This is a genomic window from Salmonella sp. SAL00672 (assembly GCF_046552175.1).
Taxonomy (GTDB): domain Bacteria; phylum Pseudomonadota; class Gammaproteobacteria; order Enterobacterales; family Enterobacteriaceae; genus Salmonella; species Salmonella enterica.
Map to the genome: position 1 here is coordinate 20,022 of NZ_JBGDUQ010000008.1, position 20,103 is coordinate 40,124.

Genomic DNA, 20,103 nt, shown 5'->3' on the forward strand with positions numbered 1-20,103 from the left:
AGTGAGATGAACATCAGGAGGTTTTGTCGGTAGAGTGAAAGGAGTGACAATAAAATTCAAGTCGAAGAAATGTGTCAAAATTGACTCAATTGGGTGAATTTAAAGGTTATTTTTGACCCATCCTGAAGGGTGTGGTGAAACTTTAATTATTGGCATGGCCGTTTTATCGTTAGCATGTGCGGATATTAACAAATTTGCTGCCAGTGATCTGATACGCTTTATTGATGTTTTCGGGCGACGGACCCGTTATTATTCAAATAACGTTGTTCTGGATGCCAACAGAAATAAAAGGGTAAGTTTTGTCTCAATATTTTCTTTATGTGATATCGATATTTATGAACGGGATCACAAATCGACTTTTCTCATGCTGTAGTCGTTTCGCCAGAGTGGGCGCTTTTACGCTATGGCTGGCGGCAATGTTCGGTTCTTGCCAGGCGTACAGCCGCGAGCTGGTGATGGCAACGACCTTTTCACCCAGCGCGACCGCCTGGATTATCCAGCGCTGGCAGACGGAGCCGGGTTCCGTCATGATTCGTACGCTCAATCGTACCAGCGGTTCTTTAGAGCAATTACTTGATACGGCGAATGCGGAAAATGTCGATCTGATCCTGACGTCATCCCCCATGCTGTTGCAACACCTTCAGGAGCACCAAAAGCTGGCGCTATTGGATAGCGCGCCTGCCGCCAGCCAGAAGCTGGTGCCGCGTTCTATCCGCTCAACTTCAGTGGCGGTAGCGGTATCCGGATTTGGGCTATTGATCAACCGTTCAGCGCTCGCTGCGCGCCATCTTCCGCCGCCTGCCGACTGGCAGGATATGGGCCTGCCCAGTTACCAGGGCGCTCTATTAATGAGCAGTCCGTCACGCTCAGACACCAATCATTTGATGGTGGAGTCGCTGTTGCAGCAAAAAGGCTGGACGGCAGGGTGGGCGACGCTGCTGGCAATCTCGGGTAATCTGGTCACGATTTCCTCTCGCAGTTTCGGCGTAGCGGATAAAATCAAAAGCGGGCTTGGCGTTGCCGGGCCGGTCATTGATAACTATGCTAATTTGCTACTTAACGATCCTAATCTTGCTTTTACCTATTTCCCGTATTCTGCGGTGTCGCCCACTTACGTCGCGGTGTTGAAAAACAGCCGTCATGCAGACGAAGCGCGTGCTTTTATTCATTACTTATTAAGTCCGAAAGGGCAAAGGATACTGGCTGACGCGAATACCGGTAAGTATCCCGTCGCACCGCTTAGCGCCGATAATCCTCGCGCCGCGCAACAACAGCGTTTGATGGCCCAGCCGCCGTTGAACTATCGTCTGATCCTGAAGCGTCAGCAACTGGTACAACGCATGTTTGATACCGCGATCAGTTTTCGACTTGCGCAGCTTAAAGATGCATGGCGAGCGTTGCACAGCGCAGAAACGCGGCTTAAACGCCCCTTACCTGAAATCAGAGCTTTATTGACCAGCGTCCCGGTGGATGCGGCAAGCAGTGAGGATGAAACCTGGCTGGCGCAGTTTGATAATAAAAGCTTTGCCGAACAAAAAATGATGGAGTGGCAGATCTGGTTTCTGAACAATCAGCGGCTGGCGATTCACAAACTGGAAGAGCTGAAATGAAGGGGAGATTATTGCAACGGCTTCGTCAGCTCAGTATCAGCAACAGTTTACGGGGCGCATTTTTAACGGGCGCATTACTGACGCTGATTGTCAGTATGGTCAGCCTTTATTCCTGGCATGAGCAAAGTTCGCAGGTTCGCTATTCGCTTGATGAATATTTTCCTCGCATCCACTCCGCTTTTTTAATTGAGGGGAACCTGAATCTGGCCGTGGATCAACTCAATGAATTTTTGTTGGCGCCGAACACGACGGTACGTTTGCAGTTACGTACGCAGATTATTCAGCATCTGGATAAAATTGAGCGTCTCAGTCAGGGGCTTCAGCTTGCTGAGCGCCGGCAACTGGCCGTCATTTTACAGGATAGCCGGACCTTGCTGGCGGAGCTGGACAACGCCCTCTACAACATGTTTTTGGTGCGGGAGAAAGTCAGCGAGCTTTCCGCTCGCATCGACTGGCTCCATGATGATTTCACCACGGAGCTAAATTCGCTGGTACAGGATTTTACCTGGCAGCAAGGGACGCTGCTCGATCAAATTGAGGCGAATCAGGGCGACGCGGCGCAGTATTTGCAACGTTCGCGCGAGGTGCAGAACGAGCAGCAGCAGGTATATACCCTGGCGCGAATTGAAAATCAGATTGTTGATGACCTGCGCGACAGATTGAATGAGCTCAAGTCCGGCAATAATGACGGGATGCTGGTGGAGACCCATATTCGCTATCTGGAAAACCTAAAAAAAACGGCGGATGAGAATATTCGTGCGCTGGATGACTGGCCCAGTACGATCACGCTGCGGCAAACCATCGACGAACTATTGGAAATCGGGATGGTAAAAAATAAGATGCCCGATACCATGCGCGATTATGTTGCGGCGCAAAAAGCCTTACTGGACGCCAGCCGCGCCAGAGAGGCTACGCTAGGGCGCTTTCGCACGCTGCTTGAGGCGCAGTTAGGTAGTAGTCACCAGCAAATGCAGACGTTCAATCAACGCCTGGAACAGATTGTTCGCGTTAGCGGCGGGCTTATTTTAGTGGCGACGCTCCTGGCGTTGCTGCTGGCCTGGGGACTCAACCACTATTTTATCCGTTCCCGGCTGGTAAAGCGTTTTACCGCGCTTAATCAGGCTGTGGTACAGATAGGGCTGGGGAGAACCGACTCGACTATCCCGGTTTACGGGCGCGATGAGCTAGGACGGATAGCCCGTTTGCTACGTCATACGCTGGGCCAGCTCAATATGCAACGCAGGCAGCTTGAACAAGAAGTCGCCGAGCGCAAAGAGATAGAAGCCGACCTGCGCGCCATGCAGGATGAGTTGATTCAGACGGCGAAACTGGCGGTAGTCGGCCAGACCATGACCACGCTGGCGCATGAAATTAACCAGCCGCTGAATGCGCTTTCAATGTATTTATTTACGGCGGGACGCGCGATTGAACAAGGTCAGAGCGGACAGGCGAGAAATACGCTCACCAAAGCGGAAGGGCTCATTAACCGGATTGACGCCATCATCCGTTCGCTGCGGCAGTTTACCCGCCGGGCGGAGCTGGAAACGCCATTGTATCCCGTTGATCTGCGCCAAACTTTCGTGGCGGCATGGGAGTTATTGGCCATGCGCCACCAATCCCGGCAGGGAGCGCTTTCACTGCCAACCGACACCGTATGGGTTAGCGGCGATGAAGTGCGTATTCAGCAGGTTCTGGTGAATGTGCTGGCGAATGCGCTTGACGCCTGTTCGCATGATGCGGCGATCGCGGTGACATGGCAGACGCAGGGAGATGCGCTGGAGGTTTATATTGCAGATAACGGCCCTGGCTGGCCTGGGGCGCTGTTGCCCTCTTTACTCAAGCCGTTTACCACCAGTAAAGCTGTCGGGTTGGGTATTGGGCTGTCGATTAGCGTGTCGCTGATGGCGCAAATGAAGGGCGACCTGCGTCTGGCGTCGACGCTGACGCGTAACGCTTGCGTGGTGCTGCAATTCTCGGTAACGGATGTCGATGATGTTGAATGATGAATGTTCTATTTTGCTGATTGATGATGACGTTGATGTACTTGACGCCTATACCCAAATGCTTGAGCAGGCAGGCTACCGCGTGCGTGGCTTTACCCATCCTTTCGAGGCCAAAGAGTGGGTAAAAGCGGATTGGGAGGGGATCGTTTTGAGCGATGTGTGTATGCCGGGGTGTTCCGGTATCGATCTGATGACGCTGTTTCATCAGGATGACGATCAACTGCCAATCTTATTGATTACCGGACATGGCGATGTACCGATGGCGGTTGATGCGGTGAAAAAGGGCGCCTGGGATTTTCTGCAAAAACCCGTCGATCCGGGCAAGCTGTTGATATTAATTGAAGACGCGCTACGCCAGCGCCGGTCGGTCATTGCACGGCGGCAATATTGCCAGCAGACGTTACAGGTTGAACTGATTGGGCGCAGCGAGTGGATGAATCAGTTTCGACAACGGTTACAACAACTGGCGGAAACGGACATTGCCGTATGGTTTTACGGTGAGCATGGCACTGGACGTATGACTGGCGCCCGTTATCTCCATCAACTGGGGCGTAACGCGAAAGGGCCGTTTGTACGCTATGAACTTACGCCGGAGAATGCCGGGCAGTTGGAGACATTCATCGACCAGGCGCAAGGAGGCACGCTGGTGTTGAGTCATCCCGAATATCTGACACGCGAACAGCAGCACCATCTGGCGCGTTTACAAAGCCTGGAGCATCGGCCTTTTCGTTTGGTGGGCGTTGGCAGCGCTTCGCTGGTGGAGCAGGCGGCAGCTAACCAGATTGCGGCCGAGCTTTACTACTGTTTCGCCATGACCCAAATCGCCTGCCAGTCTCTTTCTCAGCGACCGGATGATATCGAGCCGTTATTTCGCCATTATCTTCGAAAAGCCTGCCTGCGACTCAATCATCCAGTGCCGGAAATAGCGGGGGAATTACTGAAAGGAATAATGCGACGCGCCTGGCCAAGCAATGTGCGCGAACTGGCTAATGCGGCAGAGCTTTTTGCTGTTGGCGTGCTGCCGCTGGCGGAAACGGTCAACCCGCAGTTGCTTCTTCAGGAGCCGAGCCCGCTTGACCGGCGCGTTGAAGAGTATGAGCGACAAATTATTACCGAAGCATTAAATATTCATCAGGGACGAATTAATGAAGTGGCGGAGTACTTGCAAATTCCCCGTAAAAAACTTTATCTGCGCATGAAAAAATATGGTCTAAGTAAAGAGCATTATAAATTCTGATATTACAGTTACTTTCAATCTGGCTGACAACAACAGCAACGATGTCGTTAGCCAGATAACGTCACATCACCGTAATGGTAAATCATTCCATTATGATTATAGATTGCTTATTATTCACCTGAGCATCAAATTCTATTTCTTAACTTCAATATAAGGTAAAAATGCGTCAAGTTCTCTGGCGTAATAAATGTACTCTTGTCCGACGATTTGACAAGATGAAAACTTCATCACCTCTCCAGATTACATCTGAATATGAGGACAAGAGAAATGAAAAAACATGCTATTGCAGTAATGATGATCGCCGTATTTTCTGAGTCGGTTTATGCGGAGTCTACCTTATTTATTCCGGACGTCTCTCCTGATAGCGTCACGACATCCCTTTCCGTGGGAGTGTTAAATGGTAAATCCAGGGAGCTGGTTTATGATACCGACACCGGGCGGAAGATTAGTCAACTGGACTGGAAAATAAAAAATGTCGCCACGTTGCAGGGGGATTTATCATGGGAACCCTATTCGTTCATGACGCTGGACGCCCGCGGCTGGACGTCTTTGGCATCGGGATCGGGTCATATGGTTGACCATGACTGGATGAGCAGTGAGCAGCCAGGCTGGACCGATCGTTCAATTCATCCGGACACCAGCGCCAACTATGCTAATGAATACGATTTGAATGTGAAAGGTTGGTTATTGCAGGGCGATAACTACAAGGCGGGCGTGACAGCGGGCTATCAGGAAACCCGTTTTAGCTGGACGGCAAGAGGCGGGTCTTATATTTATGATAATGGTCGGTATATTGGTAATTTTCCTCATGGCGTGCGCGGCATAGGTTATAGCCAGCGTTTCGAAATGCCCTATATCGGGCTGGCGGGTGATTATCGTATTAATGACTTTGAGTGTAATGTACTGTTTAAATACAGCGACTGGGTAAATGCGCATGATAATGACGAACACTACATGCGCAAACTTACCTTCCGTGAAAAAACGGAAAATTCACGATATTATGGCGCTTCTATTGACGCCGGATATTATATTACCAGTAATGCAAAAATCTTTGCTGAGTTCGCTTACAGTAAATATGAAGAAGGTAAGGGCGGTACGCAAATCATAGATAAAACCAGCGGTGATACGGCGTATTTTGGTGGCGATGCCGCAGGTATAGCTAATAATAACTATACGGTTACCGCGGGGTTGCAGTACCGCTTCTAGACCACATCAGGATGTCATCGGTCATAACCGGCCGATGACGACTTTTTGCTGAACGTATGGCATGTCCGGTGATATTGCATAGGGGCAATAAAAGCAACATGAAAGGGGAACCGCTCGAAAGGTTATGCAGCAAGAAGAGAATGTCCTGGGTATCAATGGTGTCCCCTGCAGGAATCGAACCTGCAACTAGCCCTTAGGAGGGGCTCGTTATATCCATTTAACTAAGGGGACAACGCGGCGCCAGTATAGCGTTTTTTATTCGCCGGAGTAAGTGTAGCGCCGCCTGACTGGTTAAACCGTCGCCACTCAGCGCTGTTTTTCCGCTTTTTTCCGCTCCCGTTCCAGGCGCTCGCCGCGTAGCCTCGCTTCTTCCTTACGTTTATTGCTCATATCGTTGCGGATCTGCGCGTGGCTCATTAATGCGAAAATAAAGGTGCCGCCGCAGATATTTCCGGCAAGTGTGGGAAGGGCGAAGGGCCAGAAAAAGTCGCTCCAGGGCAGCGTGCCGTTGAAAACCAAATACAAAATTTCAACGGAACCGACGACAATATGGGTGGTATCGCCCAGCGCGATAAGCCAGGTCATCAAAATAATGACCACAATTTTTGCCCCTCCTGCAGCAGGAAACATCCATACCATTGTGGCGATGATCCAGCCAGAGATAATCGCGTTGGCAAACATCTCCGTTGGGCTATTTTTCATGACCTCCATACCAATTTTGACAAAGGCGTCGCGGGTCTCTTCATCAAATATAGGCATATATTCAAATGCCCACGCAGCAACCCCGGTGCCAATAAGGTTGCCCAATAAGACTACGCCCCATAAGCGCATCAGCAGGCCAACGTTACTCAGAGTGGGATTTTGCATTACCGGCAATACGGCGGTAACGGTATTTTCAGTAAATAATTGCTGGCGGGCCATGATGACAATGATAAAACCAAAGGTATAGCCGAGATTTTCCAGTAAAAAGCCGCCGGGAACGCCTTCAAGCTGCACGTGAAAAATCCCTTTCGCCAGGAGTGATGCCCCCATAGAAAGTCCTGCGGCAATAGCTGACCAGAGCAAAGCCATCGCATCGCGTTCCATCTCTTTTTCACCATCCTGGCGAATATGTTCATGAATCGCCATGGCGCGGGAAGGAAGACGATTTTCATCCACTTCAATCTCTTTACCGCTTTGTTTTTCTTCGCTTTCAACTTCCAGGTCACTGCTGTGCCGGTTAATTTTATCGTCGTTAAGGCTATCCATGATGATCCCTGCTGATTAACACATATTAATAAAGCGTAGCGGTTTTTCATTTACCCAGGCCGGGGCATTCTCCGAAAAAATAAAAATGATCACGCTCGTTTTTATCTGTTTCGTTAGAATAGGGCCGTCACGTTGTTGCGTTACCAGGCTATGCTCAGAGCAATGAGATCGCGCATATAGACATCGTTTGACGTGCTGTTAAAATCGCTCACACCTAAACAGGCGGATACGGTAGCGTTCCGTCATGGATGGCAATCAGCGATAGCCATAATTCACAGGGAGACATCTATGAAGCTTCGCCTGTCGGCGCTGGCGCTGGGAACCACACTGCTGGTCGGGTGTGCGAGTTCCGGTACAGAACAGCAGGGGCGTTCAGACCCATTTGAAGGGTTTAACCGCACCATGTACAACTTCAACTTTAATGTGCTGGACCCGTATGTTGTTCGGCCGGTCGCGGTCGCCTGGCGTGATTATGTTCCACAGCCTGCGCGTAACGGTTTAAGTAATTTCACCGGCAACCTCGAAGAACCGGCGATCATGGTGAACTATTTCCTGCAGGGCGATCCTTATCAGGGTATGGTGCATTTCACCCGTTTCTTCCTGAACACCTTATTAGGGATGGGCGGCTTTATTGACGTCGCGGGAATGGCGAATCCTAAGCTGCAGCGCGTTGAACCGCATCGCTTTGGCAGTACGCTGGGCCATTATGGCGTGGGGTATGGGCCTTATATGCAACTTCCGTTCTACGGCAGCTTCACGCTGCGTGAAGATGGCGGGGATATGGCGGATACCTTGTATCCGGTGCTCTCGTGGTTGACCTGGCCAATGTCCATAGGAAAATGGACTATCGAAGGGATAGAAACCCGCGCGCAGTTGCTGGACTCCGATGGTTTGCTGCGCCAGTCTTCCGATCCTTATATTATGGTGCGCGAGGCGTACTTCCAGCGTCATGACTTTATCGCCAATGGCGGAAAACTCAAGCCGCAGGAAAACCCGAACGCACAGGCGATTCAGGACGAACTCAAAGAGATCGACTCGGAATAAACGGCAGTAAATAAAAAGGTGAGCGCAATGCTCACCTTTTTGATCCGTTTCAGAAAGAGATTAGAACGCGTAGTTAAAGTTAGTACCGAACAGCCAGGCTTTCCCTTCAGATTCAAACTGATAAGGGCCTTCATTAATTTTCACGCTCTGACCATGCATATAAGAGACGCCAACGTCGACAGAGGCATCTTTGTTAAAGGCGTAAGTCGTACCGGCGCTCAGCCAGAAACGGTCCTGATCCGGAATAGAGATAGAACGGTTTTGCGCTGGTACCGGGCTGTCATCGAAGGCGATACCGGTACGGAACGTCCAGTTGTCATCGTAGTAATAGGTGGTACCCAACGCAATGCGATAAGCGTCTTTAAAGCCTTCATGCTTCTCAAAGAGCGTATCACCGGCGGTCGATTTTGCCTTCAATTCCTGGAACTGACTCCAGCTGGTATAGGCCAGGCTATAGTGGATGGCCCACTGTGGCGCCACACGGTTATAACCGGACACTTCCCACATTTCCGGCAGATTCAGCGTCAGGTAGCCTGACCGTGTCGCGCCGCCGGTTGCCGTTGGGATAGGCAGGTTAAATCGGTTTATAGCGATGGGAAGATCGCTACTGTAGTTGCCTTTAAAGTCAATTTTGACTTCCGAGCGGTAGGTCAGCGCGTAGCGGTTATTTTTATCCAGTTCATAAAGGATACCGGCATTCCAGCCAAAGCCCCACTGATTACCGTTCAGGTGGGCAATCTTGGTGTCGCTGGGAATCTGACCCGCGACCGGCGCCAGCGCCGGATTCTGTGCCGCGACCAACTGGCCTAAATCGCCCGCAAAACGTTCGATTTTCGCACGTGCGTATACCGCATCAAAGCCGAGGCCGAAGCTCCAGGCCTCATTTAAGCGATAAGCGCCGCTTAAATTCAGGTTCATGGTTTCAAGATCGGTCGTACCGCCAACCGAGCCGCCGGCGTATGTGTCGTTAAACTCTGTCGCCAGACCATAGTTAGAGGTAATAGAAGCCCCCCAGCCAAACTGATCGTTAATCGGGGCGACAAAATGGACGTTCGGCACCCAGGCCGTCGGCGCGATGTTATCCGCATCTAACGTCCGACGAGATGGCGATGTCCCGCTAATATTAACATCAGGATCAATATAAACCGCGCCCGCTGAAAACGTCGGGCGGTCAAACATGGTAATTAACGCCGGGTTGCGGCTAACGTTACCCGCATCATCTGCGATTGCGCCTTCACCCGAATAGGCCCGGCCAAGGCCAGAGGAAGAAAATTCGTTTAACTGAAAGCCTGCAGACCAGGCCTGGGTGGAGATGATTGCCACTGCGACTGCGAGAGCAGACTTTGTAAACAGGGTTTTCTGGCTCATGACCATAACCTCATTGATTATTTTTATACAAACTATGTTACATGCTGTAACAGGAGCGCGAAGTGTAGGGTCTGCGGTACGACTTAGAAATCAGACCAGTGGCGAGAGTATAGGTCTGACCAGCTAGAATGTTGCAAGTATGTTTATAAGTTTTTTCAATTGTGATCTTAGAAACGAGATCTGGCTGGCAAAATCGGCGGGCTTAACGGTCACCCGATCGCGCGATTTTTGTTTTAGATCATTTTTAAGTGTGATTTCGGTCACTTAACGCGTTTCCCACCATTAACGACTGGAGAGGCGAATGCCGGGAGCGTAAAATATCCCCATCGTTTATCTGGCACCCTGGGTGCAAATACAGAGGAAATCTACAATGAGTAAATGCAGTGCTGATGAAACCCCGGTTTGCTGCTGTATGGACGTTGGAACCATCATGGACAACTCCGATTGCACCGCGTCATACAGCCGCGTATTCGCTACCCGCGCAGAGGCTGAAGAGACGCTGGCGGCGTTAACCGAAAAAGCGCGTAGCGTGGAGTCTGAACCTTGCCAAATTACGCCAACCTTTACCGAGGAATCCGAAGGCGTTCGTCTGGATATTGATTTTGTTTTCGCCTGCGAAGCAGAAACGCTGATCTTCCAGCTCGGCCTGCGTTAATCCGTTCATTCACGACGCCTCCGTCATCATCTGGCGGAGGCGTTTTCTTTTTTTGTCGTTTCCCTTCACTGTGCCTTAGCTCCCACTTTCTTTTCTCTCTGCTTGGCTAAATGTAAAAAATTGGTTAAGACTGTGATCAGGTCAGACCACTAATTTATTTTTTTACAGGGGAGTACTATGCGTCAGGCTTTACCGTTGGTCACCCGTCAGGGCGATCGCATTGCTATTGTCAGTGGGTTACGAACCCCCTTCGCTCGTCAGGCCACTGCATTTCATGGTATTCCCGCTGTTGATCTCGGCAAGATGGTGGTAGGCGAGCTGCTGGCGCGCAGTGAAATTCCAGCCGATGCCATTGAGCAACTGGTTTTTGGTCAGGTAGTACAAATGCCGGAAGCCCCCAACATTGCGCGCGAAATTGTGCTGGGTACGGGAATGAATGTTCATACCGATGCCTATAGCGTAAGCCGCGCCTGCGCCACCAGTTTTCAGGCGGTAGCGAATGTGGCGGAAAGCCTGATGGCCGGCACGATACGCGCGGGTATCGCTGGCGGCGCAGATTCGTCGTCGGTACTGCCAATAGGCGTGAGTAAAGCCCTGGCGCGGGTACTGGTTGATGTCAATAAAGCCCGGACGACCCGCCAACGGCTGACGCTTTTTTCTCGTCTGCGCTTACGCGACCTGCTGCCCGTTCCTCCCGCCGTTGCTGAGTATTCCACCGGTCTGCGCATGGGCGATACCGCCGAACAGATGGCGAAAACGTATGGTATTACGCGTGAACAGCAGGACGCGCTGGCGCATCGTTCACATCAGCGCGCCGCGCAGGCATGGGCGGAGGGCAAACTGGCGGAAGAAGTGATGACGACCTATGTGCCGCCGTATAAAAACCCCTTTGCAGAAGACAACAACATTCGCGGCACCTCCACGCTGGCGGACTACGCCAAACTGCGTCCCGCTTTTGACAGAAAACATGGCTCTGTGACCGCCGCCAATAGTACACCGCTGACCGACGGCGCTGCCGCCGTTATTCTGATGACCGAATCCCGCGCTAAAGAGCTGGGGCTGCACCCGCTTGGTTATCTGCGCAGCTACGCCTTTACCGCTATTGATGTCTGGCAGGACATGCTATTGGGGCCGGCCTGGTCAACGCCGCTGGCGCTGGAGCGGGCCGGGTTGACGATGGCCGATCTGACGCTTTTTGACATGCATGAAGCGTTTGCCGCCCAGACTCTGGCGAACTTACAACTGCTGGGCAGCGAACGATTTGCCCGTGAGGTGCTTGGTCGTGCGCAGGCGACAGGGGAGGTGGATGACGCTAAATTCAACGTGCTCGGCGGCTCAATCGCCTACGGGCATCCTTTTGCCGCAACGGGCGCACGGATGATAACCCAAACGTTGCATGAATTACGGCGTCGGGGCGGAGGTTTTGGCCTGGTCACGGCCTGCGCGGCTGGCGGTCTTGGCGCGGCGATGGTTCTGGAGGCGGAATAATGACTACCACATCAGCTTTTATGCTTAACGTGCGTCTGGATAATGTCGCGGTTGTCGCTATTGATGTCCCTGGAGAAAAGGTGAACACCCTGAAAGCGGAGTTTGCCACGCAGGTACGCGCCATCCTGAAGCAGATCCGGGAAAACAAAGCGTTGCAGGGCGTTGTTTTTATCTCAGCCAAAGCAGATAACTTTATTGCTGGCGCTGATATCAACATGATAGGTCACTGCCAAAACGCGCAGGAAGCGGAAACGCTGGCGCGTCAGGGGCAACAACTGATGGCGGAGATCCAGGCGTTGCCTGTTCCGGTTATCGCTGCCATTCATGGCGCCTGTCTGGGGGGCGGCCTTGAAATGGCGCTGGCCTGCCATCGGCGCATCTGTACCGATGACGTTAAAACCGTTCTTGGACTGCCGGAGGTACAGTTAGGGCTTTTACCGGGATCGGGCGGAACGCAGCGACTTCCACGGCTGGTGGGGGTCAGTACCGCGCTGGATATGATCCTGACAGGTAAACAGCTTCGCGCCAGACAGGCGCTTAAAGCCGGGCTGGTTGATGATGTGGTGCCGCAAACTATTTTACTGGAAGCGGCTGTCGAGCTGGCTAAAAAAGAACGTCTGGCGCAGCGGACATTACCGGTCCGGGAACGTATCCTGGCGGGGCCGTTGGGACGCGCGCTGTTATTTCGCCTGGTGCGTAAAAAGACGGCGCAAAAAACGCAGGGTAATTATCCGGCGACGGAGCGGATCATTGATGTGATTGAAACTGGACTGGCGCAGGGCAGCAGTAGCGGCTATGACGCGGAAGCGCGCGCTTTCGGCGAGCTGGCGATGACGCCTCAATCGCAGGCGCTGCGCGCTATTTTCTTTGCCAGTACCGAGGTGAAAAAAGATCCCGGTAGCGATGCGCCGCCCGGCCCGCTGAACAGCGTGGGCATCTTAGGCGGCGGGTTAATGGGCGGCGGTATCGCCTGGGTTACGGCCTGTAAAGGCGGCTTGCCAGTACGAATTAAGGATATAAATACTCAGGGGATCAATCATGCTCTGAAATACAGCTGGGATCTGCTTGAAACAAAAGTACGCCGCCGCCATATCAAAGCCAGCGAACGCGATAAACAGTTGGCGTTGATATCAGGTTCGACCGATTACCGTGGTTTCAGTCATCGTGATCTGGTCATTGAAGCGGTGTTTGAAGATCTGCCGTTAAAACAACAGATGGTGGCGGAAGTGGAACAAAATTGCGCTGCTCACACCATTTTTGCCTCCAATACTTCTTCCCTGCCGATTGGCGATATTGCGGCGAATGCGGCCAGACCGGAACAGGTGATTGGATTGCACTTTTTTAGCCCGGTCGAAAAAATGCCACTGGTTGAGGTTATTCCTCATGCGTCTACTTCCGCGCAGACCATCGCCACGACCGTTAAGCTGGCGAAAAAACAGGGTAAAACCCCGATAGTCGTCAGTGATAAAGCCGGGTTTTATGTTAACCGAATTCTTGCGCCGTATATCAATGAGGCGATTCGGATGCTGACTGAAGGCGAACGCGTCGAACATATTGACGCCGCCCTGGTAAAATTTGGTTTTCCGGTGGGACCAATCCAACTTTTGGATGAGGTGGGAATCGATACGGGCACTAAAATTATTCCTGTGCTTGAGGCGGCGTATGGAGAACGTTTTAGCGCGCCTGCAAATGTTGTTGCTTCAATTTTGAATGACGATCGCAAAGGTAGAAAAAATGGTCGCGGTTTCTATCTTTATGGCGAAAAAGGGCGTAAAAGCAAAAAACAGGTTGACCCTGCTATTTATAAGCTTATTGGCGTGCAAGGGCAGAGTCGATTGTCTGCGCAGCAGGTGGCAGAGCGCTGTGTCATGTTAATGCTTAACGAAGCGGCGCGCTGTTTCGACGAAAAAGTGATTCGCAGCGCGCGCGATGGCGATATCGGCGCCGTGTTTGGTATCGGTTTTCCGCCGTTTCTCGGTGGCCCGTTCCGCTATATGGATGCTCTCGGGCCGGGTGAAATGGTGGCGACATTACAGCGCCTGGCCGCACTTTACGGTCCTCGTTACGCGCCTTGTGAACAATTAGTGCGCATGGCGGAGCGCAGGGAGCATTTCTGGACGAATGGGGAAACTGACCAGGGAAATTGAGGTCAAAGAGAATATGAATCCGCACTGAATGCCTCCTTAGTGGCGAAATAATAATCAAGGATTGACTATACTTACGCCATTGAGGTAAAAAACAGCGTTTCATTCAGTGAATGGATAAGGCACAATGCCGGCCACCGCATTTTTGCCGCAGCCAATAGGGGCATGTGGTAAGCGTGTTGGTGAAACTGGTTAACAAAAGCGGTGCAATATGCAAGTTTTTATCATGCGTCACGGCGACGCAGCCCTTGATGCCGCCAGTGATTCGGTTCGTCCCTTGACCCCTTGTGGGTGTGACGAGTCTCGCCTGATGGCGAACTGGCTGAAAGGTCAAAAAGTGGATATCGAACGTGTTCTGGTGAGTCCGTTTCTTCGGGCCGAACAGACGTTAGATGTGGTCGGCGATTGTATGAATCTGCCGGCTCAGGTGGATGTCCTGCCGGAGCTAACGCCCTGTGGCGATGTCGGTCTGGTCAGCGCCTACCTCCAGGTGCTGGCCAATGAAGAGATCGGATCGGTGCTGGTGATTTCTCACTTACCTCTGGTCGGATACCTGGTATCTGAGCTTTGTCCGGGCGAAACGCCGCCGATGTTCACGACGTCCGCAATTGCCAACGTTACGCTTGATGAAAGCGGCAAGGGGACATTCAACTGGCAAATGAGTCCCTGCAATCTGAAAATGGCGAAAGCGATTTAATCTTTGCTGCCTGATGGCGCTTCGCTTATCAGGCCTACGACAGCGCTGGCTGTTCGTAGGCTGGATCAGGCGCTTGCGCCGCCATCCGGCAATTCCGCATCAGGGTAATTCGGGCGGTTGCCACTCTTCCACTTCAATCAACACCAGCAGCGCGGCGTCGCCGCCGTACTCTTTCGGCGCCTGATGAAAGGCCATCACATGCGGATGCTGCGCCAGCCATAACGGCGTTTGCTGTTTCAGAATATGTTTACCGTGTCCATGCATGACGCAGGCGCAAAAAATATGTTCCCGACGGCAGGCGGCAATCAGCGCCCCCAGTTCCTGCTTGGCCTGAAGCTGCGTTAAGCCGTGTAAATCCAGAAACAGTTCCGGCGAATAGTCGCCGCGGCGCATTTTTTTTAGCTCGAAATGGCTGACATCTTCACGGACATACTTTACCGGCCCTTCCGTATTGAGCAGCGGCTGGAACTCATCGGAAAAATAGTGGCTGGCGTCCGCCTGTTCCTGAATTAACCTTCGGGTAGGGACTTCCGTGATTTTCTTGCGCAGTGGCCGATGGACGATAGTATCCTGTTTAATCTTTCGGGTGCCGACCATCAGCTGACGGAACAGCGCCTGGTCCTCCTCGCTGAGCGATGTTTTCTTTTTCATTCGTGGGTCTCGTCTGATCTTTTGCCTTAGTTTACCCGACCCGGAGGATATCCGAACGGTCAAAACGGATTTTTCGTATTCTCCCGCCGCGTCAATGCTGATTTATCCCTGTCTTCGTGGCAAACTAGCCGCCGAATTTAATGCGAGCATGCCCTGGAGGAATACGTGGATAAAATTTTCGTCGATGAAGCAGTAAGTGAACTGCATACCATTCAGGACATGTTGCGCTGGGCGGTAAGCCGCTTTAGCGCGGCGAATATCTGGTATGGACACGGTACCGATAACCCGTGGGATGAAGCGGTACAACTGGTGTTGCCGTCTCTTTATCTGCCGCTGGATATTCCGGAAGATATGCGGACCGCGCGGCTGACGTCCAGCGAAAAACACCGCATTGTCGAGCGAGTGATTCGTCGCATTAACGAGCGTATCCCGGTCGCCTACCTGACCAATAAAGCCTGGTTCTGCGGCCACGAATTTTATGTCGATGAGCGCGTGCTGGTGCCGCGTTCGCCCATTGGCGAGCTGATTAATAACCACTTCGCCGGCCTTATTAGCCAACAGCCGAAATATATTCTGGATATGTGTACCGGCAGCGGCTGCATCGCCATCGCCTGTGCTTATGCTTTCCCGGACGCAGAGGTTGATGCGGTCGATATTTCGCCGGATGCGCTGGCTGTCGCCGAGCATAACATTGAAGAACACGGTCTTATCCATCACGTGACGCCAATCCGTTCCGATCTGTTCCGCGATCTGCCGAAAGTTCAGTACGATCTGATTGTCACTAACCCGCCTTATGTCGATGCGGAGGATATGTCCGATCTGCCGAACGAATATCGCCACGAACCTGAGCTGGGGCTGGCGTCCGGCACTGACGGCCTCAAATTGACCCGTCGTATCCTGGGGAATGCGCCGGATTATCTGTCCGATGACGGCGTTCTGATTTGTGAAGTCGGAAACAGCATGGTACATCTGATGGAGCAGTATCCGGATGTGCCGTTCACCTGGCTGGAGTTTGACAACGGCGGCGATGGCGTCTTTATGTTGACCAAAGCGCAGTTGCTCGCGGCCCGTGAACATTTCAATATTTATAAAGATTAAAACACGCAAACGACAACAACGATAACGGAGCCGTGATGGCAGGAAACACAATTGGACAACTCTTTCGCGTAACCACTTTCGGCGAATCACACGGGCTGGCGCTTGGGTGTATCGTCGATGGCGTGCCGCCCGGCATCCCGTTGACGGAGGCCGATCTGCAACACGATCTCGACAGACGCCGCCCCGGCACCTCGCGCTATACTACCCAGCGCCGCGAACCGGACCAGGTAAAAATTCTCTCCGGCGTGTTTGATGGCGTGACGACCGGCACCAGCATTGGCCTGCTGATTGAAAACACCGATCAGCGCTCGCAGGACTACAGCGCGATTAAAGATGTTTTTCGTCCGGGACACGCGGATTACACCTATGAGCAGAAATACGGCCTGCGCGATTACCGTGGCGGTGGACGTTCTTCCGCGCGTGAAACCGCGATGCGCGTAGCGGCAGGGGCGATTGCCAAGAAATACCTGGCGGAAAAGTTCGGCATCGAAATCCGCGGCTGCCTGACCCAGATGGGCGACATTCCGCTGGAGATTAAAGACTGGCGTCAGGTTGAGCTTAATCCGTTCTTTTGTCCCGATGCGGACAAACTTGACGCGCTGGACGAACTGATGCGCGCGCTGAAAAAAGAGGGTGACTCCATCGGCGCGAAAGTGACGGTGATGGCGAGCGGCGTGCCGGCAGGGCTTGGCGAACCGGTATTTGACCGACTGGATGCGGACATCGCCCATGCGCTGATGAGCATTAATGCGGTGAAAGGCGTGGAGATCGGCGAAGGATTTAACGTGGTGGCGCTGCGCGGCAGCCAGAATCGCGATGAAATCACGGCGCAGGGTTTTCAGAGCAACCACGCTGGCGGCATCCTCGGTGGCATCAGTAGTGGGCAACACATTGTGGCGCATATGGCGCTGAAACCTACCTCCAGCATTACCGTGCCGGGACGTACGATCAACCGGGCAGGTGAAGAAGTCGAAATGATCACCAAAGGGCGCCACGATCCGTGTGTGGGGATTCGCGCAGTGCCGATCGCAGAAGCCATGCTGGCGATCGTGCTGATGGATCACCTGCTGCGCCATCGGGCACAGAATGCGGATGTAAAGACAGAGATTCCACGCTGGTAAGAAATGAAAAAAACCGCGATTGCGCTGCTGGCATGGTTTGTCAGTAGCGCCAGCCTGGCGGCGACGCCGTGGCAGAAAATAACCCATCCTGTCCCCGGCGCCGCCCAGTCTATCGGTAGCTTTGCCAACGGATGCATCATTGGCGCCGACACGTTGCCGGTACAGTCCGATAATTATCAGGTGATGCGCACCGATCAGCGCCGTTATTTCGGCCACCCGGATCTGGTCATGTTTATCCAGCGGTTGAGTCATCAGGTGCAGCAACGGGGGCTCGGAACCGTCCTGATAGGCGACATGGGGATGCCTGCCGGAGGCCGCTTTAATGGCGGACACGCCAGTCATCAGACCGGGCTTGATGTGGATATTTTCTTGCAGTTGCCGAAAACGCGCTGGAGCCAGGCGCAGCTCTTGCGCCCGCAGGCGTTAGATCTGGTGTCCCGCGACGGTAAACATGTCGTGCCGTCGCGCTGGTCGTCGGATATCGCCAGTCTGATCAAACTGGCGGCACAAGACAATGACGTCACCCGTATTTTCGTCAATCCGGCTATTAAACAACAGCTTTGCCTCGATGCCGGAAGCGATCGTGACTGGCTACGTAAAGTACGCCCCTGGTTCCAGCATCGCGCGCATATGCACGTGCGTTTACGCTGCCCTGCCGACAGCCTGGAGTGCGAAGATCAACCTTTACCCCCGCCGGGCGATGGATGCGGCGCTGAACTGCAAAGCTGGTTCGAACCGCCAAAACCTGGCACCACAAAGCCTGAGAAGAAGACACCGCCGCCGTTGCCGCCTTCCTGCCAGGCGCTACTGGATGAGCATGTACTCTGATGGACAATTTTTATGATCTGTTTATGGTCTCCCCGCTGCTGCTGGTGGTGCTGTTTTTTGTCGCCGTACTGGCAGGATTTATCGATTCTATCGCCGGAGGCGGAGGGCTGCTCACTATCCCTGCTCTGATGGCCGCCGGGATGTCGCCGGCAAACGCGTTGGCGACCAATAAATTACAGGCGTGCGGCGGCTCCCTCTCGTCTTCGCTCTATTTTATTCGCCGTAAAGTGGTAAACCTGGCCGAGCAAAAGCTCAATATTCTGATGACGTTCATTGGCTCGATGAGCGGCGCGCTGCTGGTGCAGCACGTGCAGGCGGATATTTTGCGCCAGATCTTGCCCATCCTGGTGATTTTCATCGGCCTCTATTTTTTATTGATGCCGAAGCTGGGGGAGGAAGATCGCCAGCGCCGCCTGTATGGATTACCGTTCGCGCTGATAGCCGGGGGATGCGTCGGTTTTTACGACGGCTTTTTCGGGCCTGCCGCCGGGTCGTTTTACGCTCTGGCGTTTGTCACCTTATGTGGCTATAACCTGGCGAAATCCACGGCACATGCCAAAGTGCTTAACGCTACCTCCAACGTTGGCGGCCTGCTGTTATTTATCATCGGCGGCAAAGTGATCTGGGCGACGGGCTTCGTGATGCTGGTTGGTCAGTTTTTAGGGGCGCGAATGGGGTCGCGTCTGGTGTTGAGCAAAGGCCAAAAGCTTATCAGACCGATGATCGTTATTGTCTCGGCGGTAATGAGCGCCAGGTTACTTTATGATAGCCACGGACAGGAGATCCTCCACTGGTTGGGGATGAATTAATGAACAATACGCACCATTACGAACAGTTAATTGAGATTTTTAACGGCTGCTTTGCCGAAGAATTTAATACCCGTCTGATTAAAGGCGACGACGAACCGATCTATCTTCCTGCTGACGCGCAGGTACCGTACCACCGTATCGTCTTTGCGCATGGGTTTTACGCCAGCGCGCTGCATGAGATTTCTCACTGGTGTATCGCCGGTAAGGCGCGCCGCGAACTGGTTGACTTTGGTTACTGGTACTGCCCGGACGGACGCGACGCGCAGACCCAAAGTCAATTCGAAGACGTTGAGGTGAAGCCACAGGCTTTCGACTGGTTGTTTTGCGTGGCGGCGGGGTATCCCTTTAACGTCAGTTGCGACAATCTGGAAGGCGATATTGAACCGGATCGCGTGGCGTTTCAGCGCCGGGTTCATGCGCAGGTAATGGCGTATCTGGAGCAGGGCATTCCTGAACGTCCGGCCCGCTTCATCAAAGCGCTACAGAATTACTATCACACGCCCGAACTTAAGGCGGAACAGTTCCCGTGGCCGGAAGCGCTTAATTAAAGCCAGCGCCACGTTTACAATGAGGAAAGAAGATGATCGCGGAGTTTGAATCACGCATTCTGGCATTAATTGACGATATGGTAGAGCACGCCAGCGACGATGAGCTTTTTGCCAGTGGATACCTGCGTGGCCACCTGACGTTAGCCATTGCCGAGCTGGAGAGCGGTGATGACCACTCCGTTGAGGCGGTCTATGCCAACGTTAGCCAAAGTCTGGAAAAAGCGATCGGCGCCGGCGAACTGTCGCCGCGCGATCAGGCGTTAGTCAAAGCGATGTGGGACAATTTGTTCGACAAGGCAAAACAATAACGCCGTGGGCCGGAAGGCGACGCTTGCCGCCTTCCGCTAT

The 20,103-nt window shown here is 52.8% G+C and carries 18 protein-coding genes and 1 tRNA gene; 15 read left to right on the forward strand and 4 right to left on the reverse strand.

The genetic code is table 11. The annotated features are described in order from the left end of the window. Positions 1-416: 416 nt before the first annotated feature. The 4 genes from pgtC (at position 417) to pgtE (ending at position 6,056) form a co-directional block, all read left to right on the forward strand. A complete protein-coding gene (gene pgtC / locus ACLJTG_RS17690) occupies positions 417-1,610 on the forward strand; it encodes a phosphoglycerate transport regulator PgtC (RefSeq protein ID WP_000467983.1) in 1,194 nt (397 codons plus the stop codon). Further along, the gene (gene pgtB / locus ACLJTG_RS17695) at positions 1,607-3,613 is read left to right on the forward strand and encodes a two-component system sensor histidine kinase PgtB (protein ID WP_023220897.1); all 2,007 of its coding nucleotides are present in this window, start codon (positions 1,607-1,609) and stop codon (positions 3,611-3,613) included. The genes pgtC and pgtB overlap by 4 nt, the downstream gene beginning before the upstream one ends. Continuing rightward, on the forward strand, positions 3,603-4,850 hold the full coding sequence (gene pgtA, locus ACLJTG_RS17700; RefSeq protein WP_000930842.1) for a two-component system response regulator PgtA: 1,248 nt from the start codon (positions 3,603-3,605) through the stop codon (positions 4,848-4,850). Before pgtB ends, pgtA begins: the two co-directional genes overlap by 11 nt. 267 nt (positions 4,851-5,117) lie before the next feature. Beyond that, positions 5,118-6,056, forward strand: coding sequence for an omptin family outer membrane protease PgtE (gene pgtE, locus ACLJTG_RS17705; RefSeq protein WP_000716009.1), 939 nt, complete (start codon positions 5,118-5,120; stop codon positions 6,054-6,056). A 156-nt stretch (positions 6,057-6,212) separates the two neighbouring features. Here the strand turns inward: pgtE and ACLJTG_RS17710 are convergent. Together ACLJTG_RS17710 and ACLJTG_RS17715 are read right to left on the reverse strand one after the other, a co-directional pair. Further along, positions 6,213-6,287: transfer RNA gene (locus ACLJTG_RS17710), tRNA-Arg, on the reverse strand. Between the two features lie 75 nt (positions 6,288-6,362). Continuing rightward, positions 6,363-7,304 (reverse strand): formate/nitrite transporter family protein, encoded by a 942-nt coding sequence (locus ACLJTG_RS17715; RefSeq protein ID WP_064047219.1) that lies wholly within the window; start codon positions 7,302-7,304, stop codon positions 6,363-6,365. A gap of 288 nt (positions 7,305-7,592) precedes the next feature. On the opposite strand from ACLJTG_RS17715, the gene mlaA reads away from it, so the two are divergent. Beyond that, the gene (mlaA, locus tag ACLJTG_RS17720) at positions 7,593-8,348 is read left to right on the forward strand and encodes a phospholipid-binding lipoprotein MlaA (protein WP_000776787.1); all 756 of its coding nucleotides are present in this window, start codon (positions 7,593-7,595) and stop codon (positions 8,346-8,348) included. Positions 8,349-8,408: 60 nt separating this feature from the next. Here mlaA and fadL read toward each other — a convergent pair whose 3' ends face one another. Continuing rightward, positions 8,409-9,716, reverse strand: a complete 1,308-nt coding sequence (fadL, locus tag ACLJTG_RS17725) for a long-chain fatty acid transporter FadL (protein WP_001533060.1) — start codon at positions 9,714-9,716, stop codon at positions 8,409-8,411. 370 nt (positions 9,717-10,086) lie between these two features. Between fadL and ACLJTG_RS17730 the strand changes: the two genes are divergently transcribed. The 4 genes from ACLJTG_RS17730 (at position 10,087) to sixA (ending at position 14,700) form a co-directional block, all read left to right on the forward strand. Then, entirely contained in the window at positions 10,087-10,371 is a 285-nt protein-coding gene (locus tag ACLJTG_RS17730) for a YfcZ/YiiS family protein (RefSeq protein ID WP_000030904.1), read from the forward strand. 177 nt (positions 10,372-10,548) lie between these two features. Next, entirely contained in the window at positions 10,549-11,859 is a 1,311-nt protein-coding gene (gene fadI / locus ACLJTG_RS17735; RefSeq protein ID WP_001248130.1) for an acetyl-CoA C-acyltransferase FadI, read from the forward strand. Beyond that, positions 11,859-14,006: a fatty acid oxidation complex subunit alpha FadJ gene (gene fadJ / locus ACLJTG_RS17740; protein ID WP_000214154.1), complete on the forward strand. Its 2,148-nt coding sequence runs from the start codon at positions 11,859-11,861 to the stop codon at positions 14,004-14,006. Before fadI ends, fadJ begins: the two co-directional genes overlap by 1 nt. A gap of 208 nt (positions 14,007-14,214) precedes the next feature. Next, the gene (sixA, locus tag ACLJTG_RS17745) at positions 14,215-14,700 is read left to right on the forward strand and encodes a phosphohistidine phosphatase SixA (protein ID WP_017465508.1); all 486 of its coding nucleotides are present in this window, start codon (positions 14,215-14,217) and stop codon (positions 14,698-14,700) included. Between the two features lie 99 nt (positions 14,701-14,799). Here sixA and smrB read toward each other — a convergent pair whose 3' ends face one another. Beyond that, positions 14,800-15,351, reverse strand: coding sequence for an endonuclease SmrB (gene smrB, locus ACLJTG_RS17750; protein WP_000730794.1), 552 nt, complete (start codon positions 15,349-15,351; stop codon positions 14,800-14,802). 165 nt (positions 15,352-15,516) lie between these two features. Between smrB and prmB the strand changes: the two genes are divergently transcribed. From prmB to ACLJTG_RS17780, 6 genes are read left to right on the forward strand one after another with little or no spacing between them, the layout of a single operon-like run. Continuing rightward, positions 15,517-16,449: a 50S ribosomal protein L3 N(5)-glutamine methyltransferase gene (gene prmB / locus ACLJTG_RS17755; protein ID WP_001542329.1), complete on the forward strand. Its 933-nt coding sequence runs from the start codon at positions 15,517-15,519 to the stop codon at positions 16,447-16,449. A 35-nt stretch (positions 16,450-16,484) separates the two neighbouring features. Further along, positions 16,485-17,570, forward strand: a complete 1,086-nt coding sequence (aroC, locus tag ACLJTG_RS17760) for a chorismate synthase (RefSeq protein ID WP_000918456.1) — start codon at positions 16,485-16,487, stop codon at positions 17,568-17,570. Positions 17,571-17,573: 3 nt separating this feature from the next. After that, positions 17,574-18,398, forward strand: a complete 825-nt coding sequence (mepA, locus tag ACLJTG_RS17765) for a penicillin-insensitive murein endopeptidase (RefSeq protein ID WP_023229932.1) — start codon at positions 17,574-17,576, stop codon at positions 18,396-18,398. Next, on the forward strand, positions 18,398-19,207 hold the full coding sequence (locus tag ACLJTG_RS17770) for a sulfite exporter TauE/SafE family protein (RefSeq protein ID WP_000368599.1): 810 nt from the start codon (positions 18,398-18,400) through the stop codon (positions 19,205-19,207). The genes mepA and ACLJTG_RS17770 overlap by 1 nt, the downstream gene beginning before the upstream one ends. Continuing rightward, on the forward strand, positions 19,207-19,755 hold the full coding sequence (locus ACLJTG_RS17775; protein WP_001066345.1) for an elongation factor P hydroxylase: 549 nt from the start codon (positions 19,207-19,209) through the stop codon (positions 19,753-19,755). The genes ACLJTG_RS17770 and ACLJTG_RS17775 overlap by 1 nt, the downstream gene beginning before the upstream one ends. 32 nt (positions 19,756-19,787) lie before the next feature. Further along, complete coding sequence (locus tag ACLJTG_RS17780; RefSeq protein ID WP_000559749.1) at positions 19,788-20,063, forward strand: YfcL family protein; 276 nt, start codon at positions 19,788-19,790, stop codon at positions 20,061-20,063. Positions 20,064-20,103: the final 40 nt, after the last annotated feature.